Here is a 7,250-nt window from a genome sequence, read left to right on the forward strand (position 1 = left end):
GCCCTGGCGCAGCTAAGTTATCCAGACATCTGACCACCACGGAGTTTTCGCTATGGCACTCGCTGCTGTGCAACCGGCTAAACTGCAACACACCGTCATCGATCCCAGCGTGCGTATGCGCGAGACTCACATTGGTCAGCAGTGTGAAATCCTCGCCCACAGCTATCTCGAATACAGCGAATTAGGCGACTTTTCTTATGTCGGTGAGCACTGCTGCATCGCAGACAGCCAGATAGGTCGCTTTACCGCTATCGCTAATCAGGTGCGCATTGGTGCGCCGAATCATCCAATGGATCGTGCTTCGCAGCATCGATTTACCTATTGTCCGGAGTACTACGACAGCCACGCGCAGCGTGACAGCACGTTTTTTGCCGAACGGCGTGCTGACCGGGTGATCATTGGGCACGACGTGTGGATCGGTCATGGGGTGATCGTACTGCCAGGTGTGACGGTAGGGGATGGCGCGGTGCTGGCGGCCGGGGCGGTGGTGAGCAAAGATGTCGCGGCTTACACCATTGTCGGTGGCGTCCCGGCCAGACCGATCCGTATGCGCTTTACCCCGGCGATCGCCGCACAGTTGCAGGCGATTGCCTGGTGGCACTGGCCGCTGGAGAAACTGATGGCACATCTCGGTGATTTTCAGTCCGGTGATATCGCCGCGTTTTGCCAGCGTCATCAGCATCGGTAGCGTATCTGATATCCACAGTGTGTCGTAGCGGCGCGATTTATCGCGCGGTTATAGCGATGCGCGATAAATCGCGCCGCTACGGCATGTGCATCAGGCGTCGTGTGGTTTCTTTCCGGTTATCTCAAGCAATCTCAAAAAAACCATTTTTTGAGATTGCTTGAGATAAAGAGACGTTGTCCCGGCGATATCCGTCGCAACGTCCAGGCTGAGGGGCGTTTTACACTATCGGCTGACGTAGCGGTGAAGCGGTTGGCACCGCTTCCGGTGTCATTCCGACATGTTGCAGAATCTGGCTGCGATAGTGTTCATCGGGATCGATCACCTCATCACTTAACAATACGCCGACTTCATTAACGTTCTTGCCGGCCACTTGCACTTTGTCGCGTGCGGCGCTGCGCATCCACTCGTATTCGATATCAATATGTCCACTGTCGATGCAACGAATACCCTGCTGGCTGAGATCGTACGCCAGCACCGTGGCGGTGGGGCCAAGTGAAATCAGGACCATGTCAAAATAGCGACCATGAGCCAGTACGGCACTATATAACTCGTTGTAAACCGAAAAGGCGTTACGGTTAAGGGTGGTTATACGCTTGATTTCGCCCGCGCCAGCTAACAAATCATTTCCCATTCCCAAACGTGTGCCACTGCCTTCCACAATTAAAATCTTTTTGTCTTTGAATAATTGCTGGAACTTGGCAAAGATCACCGCAGATGATGTCTTGTCTTTATAATCGTGATAAGGCCGCGTCACCGAAGTATTACCGTAACAATATTTCTTACTTAATAATGGCTCATAGCGTAAAAAACAAAACGCTTTATGGAAAAACCAGAACAAGGCAGAGCCAAAACGCATATGTCGCGTGCTGCGAAAGGCGTCCGGCAAACACAATAAACAACTGGGATTATGATTCACACCCCGGCGCAAAATCTCTTTTAAACGGATTGAAAGCCGCTCATCAAATGCCTGAAAACCAATGTTTTTAAACAACGTCATCTCCAGTTCACCGTCACCGTAGCGGCTGATTGAGAGGTGATCGTTGTTCAGTAGCAAGTCAATGGTCTGCTCCGGTGACAACACTTTATATTGTCTGACGCGGGCACTGGCTCGGGGATATTTTAACGCAGCATGGGTGAGCTTAAAGGGGAAACGTAATTTGCGATAAAGTGAATTGGCACTGATCATCGTTAACCTTCTTGTTATAAGCAGACTTACTCCAGAACGGTCGCGTGACTTATATCACACCCCCCTGATATTTTTAGGCTGAGAAAACTCTCAAAATAACCACCCTGTGCAATGACTTATCATTATTAAATAATGTGAAAATGCCGAATTAATTAAAAACTGAATAAAATTGGCGAGATAGATATGAGCGAGGGAAGTCGTTATGGGAATAATCGCACCAGACAAAAACTAACCAATTAAAGTAATTCATTTAATGCACAGTTATGTACGGTCCCGTAGCGGCGCGATTTATCGCGCGTGTTTAAATAATCCTGAAAACTGCGCGATAAATCGCGCCGCTACGAATTTGGTTAGGCGATTAATCATACGGTTAACCTGTTATGGTGATTTACTGCTCATCGCATGAACAAAAGATGCTATTTATCCTCACTAATGATTAATTCTCCCCACCAATAATGAAACGTGATTTCAATCACGGATTGATGTGCTCTACGGCAGTCTCAAATCAGCTGCGCTAAATTGATAAACATTGCTTATGATACGTTTGGACATGTGGTTTAGCATTTCCTTAACGTTAGTTAAAATTATGTTGAACATCTGTAGGTTTCTTTTAAGAAAATTTAAGTGCTTTTGCAAAGCTTGAGGGATAAGCATGGTTAACAAACTCACCAGTATCGTACTGGCGATACTGGGCATCGCGCTGCTCTACATGGGCGGTAAGTTGTTGATGCTGGGAGGAAGTGCATTCTATGCACTGATGGCGGTTGGGTTACTGATTACCGCCATTTTATTGTTTAAACAACAACGTAGTGCCCTGGTGCTGTATGCGGTGCTGATGTGGATTACGCTGGTGTGGATTATCTGGGAAGTGGGCTTTGATAAGTGGCAATGGATTCCCCGTGGTGATGTCTTTGGGGTTATCGGCCTGTGGCTGGCAATGCCGTGGGTGGTGAAACCGCTGTATCAGGGGCAACGCCGTTTTCATCCGCTGCTGGGTGGTACGGTGAGCGTAATGATTGTGCTGGTGATCGGGCTGTGCTTCTACGATCCCCTGCCGCAGGCAGGCACCATCAGTAATGAACGCGCGCAGGCTGGCGAGCAGGGCGCGAAAGACGACTGGACCGCCTACGGTGGCACAACGGATGGTCTGCGTTTCTCGGGACTGAATCAGATCACCAAAGATAACGTCAAAAACCTTGAAGTGGCCTGGACTTATCACACTGGCGATCTGCGTCAGGGTGATGACGCCAGTGAATACACCTTTGAAGCAACGCCGCTGAAAGCCAACGGCATGCTTTATTTCTGTACGCCGCACAATGAAGTCCATGCGCTCGACCCGGAAACCGGTGCGGTGAAGTGGAAATATACGCCAGCCAAAGATCGCTCGTATTTGCAGCAGCACCAGACCTGCCGTGGCGTCAGTTATTACCAGCAGACGCCAGTGGCGACGGAGAGCACAGCTGCCAATCCGGCTATCTGCCGTAAGCGCATTTTCAATGCCACCACCGATGCGCAGCTGATTGCGCTGGATGCGGACACCGGCAAACTCTGCGCTGACTTTGGCAACAACGGTGTGGTGGATCTGCACAGCAACATGGGCGAAGTCCGTCCACATGCGCTGATGCAAACCGCCGCGCCGCTGGTGGCAGGCAATCTGGTGATTGTTGGCGGTTCGGTGATGGACAACGGCTTCAACAGCGGCAACCCGTCGGGTGTGATCCGTGCCTTTGATGTGCTGACTGGCCGTCTGGTGTGGAACTTCGACCCGGCTAACCCGGATAACACCCAGCCGGTCGCGGCGGATAAAACCTATCCGCAGGATACTCCGGTTGCCTGGGGCACGCTGAGCGCCGATCTGAAAAATGGCCTGGTCTATGTGCCGTTTGGCAACGCCTCGCCGGATGAAGTGGGTATCGAACGTGATGCGAACAGCAACACGGAGAAGTTCCGCGATGCGCTGGTGGCGCTGGATCTGCACACCGGTGCCTTCAAATGGCGTTATCAGAGTTCTAACCACGACCTGTGGGACCGCGATAATCCGTCACAGCCGTCGCTGGTGGATATCGATTATCAGGGGAATCGTCAGCCGGTCGTCATTCTGCCGACCAAAACCGGCAACCTGTTTGTGCTGAACCGCCTCACCGGCCAGCCGGTCTATCCGGTGAATCAGGTGAAGGTCTCCACCGAGGGTGGTGTAGCAGGTGAGAAATTTGCCGCCACACAACCGGTCTCCAGCCTGAACTTTATTCCGCAGCCGTTGACGGAAAAATCGATGTGGGGCATTACGCCGTTTGACCAGATGTCATGCCGTATCGACTTTCGTACCCTGCGTTACGATGGCAATCCGTGGACTCCGGCGACGGAGAAAGGCTCGCTGATCTTCCCTGGCAATATTGGGGTGTTCAACTGGGGTTCGGTGGCGGTCGATCCACAGCGTCAGCTACTGATTGCGGCACCGGTGCGTCTGGCTTACAAATATACCCTGATTAAGCGTACCCCGCAGACGGCCACCGAACGCATGTTCACCAAAGATGGTCAGCCATACTGGAATGAAAACTTCCACGGTGATTACGCTATCCATATCCAGCAGTTGGCTTCCGATCTCGGCATTCCGTGCATCGCGCCACCGTGGGGCCGGATGGTGGGTGTGGATCTGAAGACCGGCAAAACCGAATGGTTGCGTCGCGTCGGTACCACCAAAAACCTTAACACCAGCTTCCTGCCGGGGCGTTTCCCGCTTGGTTTCCCGATGGGGATGGTGGCACATGGTGGTCCGCTGGTGACGGCGGGCGATCTGGTGTTCCACGGCGCTACGGCAGATAACTTCTTCCGTGCCTACGACAGCACCACCGGCGAACTGCTGTGGCAGACCGAGCTGAGTGCTGGCGCACAAGCCACACCCTCCACCTTTATGGGTAAAGATGGTAAGCAGTATGTGGTGATTGCGGCGGGCGGTCACGGTTCACTTGGCACCAAACAAGGTGACAGCGTGGTGGCATTCCGCCTGAAGTAAGCCGAAGAATATGCCTTGTCGCAACACGGACGGGGCATTTTTACCCGTAGCGGCGCGATTTATCGCGCATTTTGACCGCAATATCAAAAACAAAGACGCGCGATAAATCGCGCCGCTACGGTCAGGGGTTAGCGTGTTAACCCCCACGCCTGATAACAAGCCTGCAATTCAGCCGCGGAAGAGAGCAACAGTTTTGGCTGCTGCCACGAAGCGAACATCTCACGATTACGCGGTTGCTTACTGCGCGTATATAACAACAGGTAGCGAAACATCTCCCAGTTGGGTTCAGCGACTGCCGCCTGATGCAGTTGCAGAAACTCGGCTTCACTACGTGCCTGCCAGTGGGTATTGGGCAGATGATAAAGCTGGTCGAGATGGACTAACGGTAACGAGGTTTTTTGCGCAATGGCGTGTGCCAGCGTGGATTTGCCGCTGTTCGACGGGCCAAGAATACAGATGCGCGGGCCGAGTTCGGCCAGAGAAAGTGCGGGCATTACCATGACAGCCCCATCAGTTTTAGCAGCAACTGGGCAAAGTTGTGCATGGCGAAAATCACCAGCACCGCGCCGCCGATGACGTTAATAAAGAAACCCATTTTCTGAATGTTGATCAGTTTGGCCGAGGTCAGCAGGGCGAAGCACACCAGCACCAGCCACAGGCTCATAATCAGGATATGCACGGTCGCCAGCAGCAAAAAATGCGCGAATGCGCTTTGTTTACCGGCAAACTGTGACACCACGGTGAGGTAGAGCATCACCGCTTTGGGATTCAGCACATTTGCCAGCCAGGCTTCTTTCATCGTCGTCTGGCGCGGGCGTGCGGATAGGTAGGGTGAGGCGACATTGCGGCCTCGTTTGATCAATTGCACCCCCAGCCAGAACAGATAAAGGCTACCGGCGAAACTCAGCAGGGTAAAAACGCGGGGAGAATGCAGTAGCAGGGCGCTGATACCGGAACCAATCAGCAGCGCGTGGGTATAAATGCCTAACGCAGTACCAACAATGATTGCCGCCAGACCACGACTGCCTGCCGACAGGGTGTTGTTGATCGCCAGGGTGAAACTGGCCCCCGGTGACAAAGCGACCGGCAGGATGGCGATAATAAAGGCAATAAGGTTCAGGTCCATGATGCTACGCGTGTCAGCGATAACCTACTGATGGCAATGTGAAATAATTCTGATGAAATTTCGTGACTAATGCAACGCAGCTAAGCAGGATAGTGAGCGACATCGCTGATTACGCCAAAAGGATTTCCTATGACCATTGCCTGCTTACACACCGCCGCCAGTAATATCACCATCTTTGATCAGGCTGCCGCCAGCCTGGGTATCGCACCGACCACCATAAGCCATCTGGTGATGCCACATCTGTTGGCGGAAGCTGAATTGAGTGGCGGCATGACCAGCCAGCAACAGGCGCAGATCACGGCGCTGCTGCACAGCCTGACGCCGTGGTTTGATGCCATTCTGATCACCTGTTCGACGTTGGGGCCGGTCGCGGATGGTTTTCACAATGCAGCAAATGACTGTCAGGTTTATCGTACCGATCGCATGCTGGCTGATGAAGTCCATCGTCGCGGCGGTAAATCGCTGGTGCTCTGTGCCGCAGAATCCACGCTGGCGGCAACCACCGCGCTGTTCTGTCCATCAACGCTGGCAGGATTGCCACCGGAAGTGCGCCTGATCCCCGATGCCTGGGCGACCTTCAAAGCAGGGGATCAACAGGGCTATCGTCGACTGATTAAAGACGCCGTCAATCAGGCCCGTCAGCAAGGCGCTGACCATGTGGCGCTGGCCCAGGTTTCGATGGCGGTGGCGGCGCAGGACTTCACGGAGGAACAACGCCCGTTGACCAGCCCGTTGCTGGCGTTGCAGCGTTTCGCGTAATAAATATCCCTGTAGCGGCGCGATTTATCGCGCATTTTAACCGCAACGTCAAAATCAAAGGCGCGCGATNAATCGCGCCGCTTGTATCTTGAAGTTGTAACTGGTTAGCTACCCGTTACACGAAACGGAGGCAGCTTGTCGCGCCGCTTAAGACCCGATCTTGTGCCGTAGCTTAAAGCCCTCCGTTTCTCCTTTCACGCCAGCATCTACTCTGAACGGTAACCAGAAGCTCTGACTTCGTATGTACAAGGCAAGATGGCGTGATGGTTCATGTGAAAGGGAGCTGTCTTATGATTTATCTCGGTATTGATGTCAGTAAAAACAAACTCGACCTCTGCCTGTTGCCCGGCAACGGGAAAAAGAAAACCAAAACCCTCAAAAATCATCCCGACGCCGGCCGGGAGATAAATGACTGGTTAATCAGGCAAAAATGCCATCCTGAACAGGTGATGGTGGTGCTCGAAGCGACCGGCATTTA

Annotated in this window: 6 protein-coding genes and 1 pseudogene; 4 read left to right on the forward strand and 3 right to left on the reverse strand. The window is 52.9% G+C overall.

Features of this window, described 5'->3' with window-relative positions; all coding sequences use genetic code 11:
- The first annotated feature begins 52 nt into the window (after nucleotides 1-52).
- Nucleotides 53-688, forward strand: a complete 636-nt coding sequence (locus CTZ24_RS09585) for a DapH/DapD/GlmU-related protein (protein ID WP_208725406.1) — start codon at nucleotides 53-55, stop codon at nucleotides 686-688.
- A 217-nt stretch (nucleotides 689-905) separates the two neighbouring features.
- On the opposite strand, the gene CTZ24_RS09590 is transcribed toward CTZ24_RS09585, so the two are convergent.
- Nucleotides 906-1,874: a GT-D fold domain-containing glycosyltransferase gene (locus tag CTZ24_RS09590; RefSeq protein ID WP_208725407.1), complete on the reverse strand. Its 969-nt coding sequence runs from the start codon at nucleotides 1,872-1,874 to the stop codon at nucleotides 906-908.
- Nucleotides 1,875-2,526: 652 nt separating this feature from the next.
- On the opposite strand from CTZ24_RS09590, the gene CTZ24_RS09595 reads away from it, so the two are divergent.
- Nucleotides 2,527-4,887, forward strand: a complete 2,361-nt coding sequence (locus tag CTZ24_RS09595; protein ID WP_208725408.1) for a membrane-bound PQQ-dependent dehydrogenase, glucose/quinate/shikimate family — start codon at nucleotides 2,527-2,529, stop codon at nucleotides 4,885-4,887.
- Nucleotides 4,888-5,015: 128 nt separating this feature from the next.
- On the opposite strand, the gene CTZ24_RS09600 is transcribed toward CTZ24_RS09595, so the two are convergent.
- Nucleotides 5,016-5,387, reverse strand: coding sequence for an AAA family ATPase (locus tag CTZ24_RS09600; RefSeq protein ID WP_244634036.1), 372 nt, complete (start codon nucleotides 5,385-5,387; stop codon nucleotides 5,016-5,018).
- A complete protein-coding gene (locus CTZ24_RS09605) occupies nucleotides 5,381-6,013 on the reverse strand; it encodes a LysE family translocator (protein WP_208725409.1) in 633 nt (210 codons plus the stop codon). The genes CTZ24_RS09600 and CTZ24_RS09605 overlap by 7 nt, the downstream gene beginning before the upstream one ends.
- Before the next feature lie 129 nt (nucleotides 6,014-6,142).
- Here CTZ24_RS09605 and CTZ24_RS09610 point away from each other — a divergent pair, with 129 nt between their 5' ends.
- Together CTZ24_RS09610 and CTZ24_RS09615 are read left to right on the forward strand one after the other, a co-directional pair.
- Complete coding sequence (locus CTZ24_RS09610; protein WP_208725410.1) at nucleotides 6,143-6,772, forward strand: aspartate/glutamate racemase family protein; 630 nt, start codon at nucleotides 6,143-6,145, stop codon at nucleotides 6,770-6,772.
- A 290-nt stretch (nucleotides 6,773-7,062) separates the two neighbouring features.
- A pseudogene (locus CTZ24_RS09615) lies at nucleotides 7,063-7,250 on the forward strand (IS110 family RNA-guided transposase); the annotation flags it as partial.

The sequence above is a fragment of the Pantoea phytobeneficialis genome, assembly GCF_009728735.1.
GTDB lineage: Bacteria > Pseudomonadota > Gammaproteobacteria > Enterobacterales > Enterobacteriaceae > Pantoea > Pantoea phytobeneficialis.

Coding starts and splice junctions, on each gene's coding strand:
- CTZ24_RS09605 (WP_208725409.1), bottom strand. CDS start 6,013: ATGGACCTGAACCTTATTGCCTTTATTATCGCCATCCTGCCGGTCGCT.
- CTZ24_RS09595 (WP_208725408.1), top strand. CDS start 2,527: ATGGTTAACAAACTCACCAGTATCGTACTGGCGATACTGGGCATCGCG.
- CTZ24_RS09590 (WP_208725407.1), bottom strand. CDS start 1,874: ATGATCAGTGCCAATTCACTTTATCGCAAATTACGTTTCCCCTTTAAG.
- CTZ24_RS09610 (WP_208725410.1), top strand. CDS start 6,143: ATGACCATTGCCTGCTTACACACCGCCGCCAGTAATATCACCATCTTT.
- CTZ24_RS09600 (WP_244634036.1), bottom strand. CDS start 5,387: ATGGTAATGCCCGCACTTTCTCTGGCCGAACTCGGCCCGCGCATCTGT.
- CTZ24_RS09585 (WP_208725406.1), top strand. CDS start 53: ATGGCACTCGCTGCTGTGCAACCGGCTAAACTGCAACACACCGTCATC.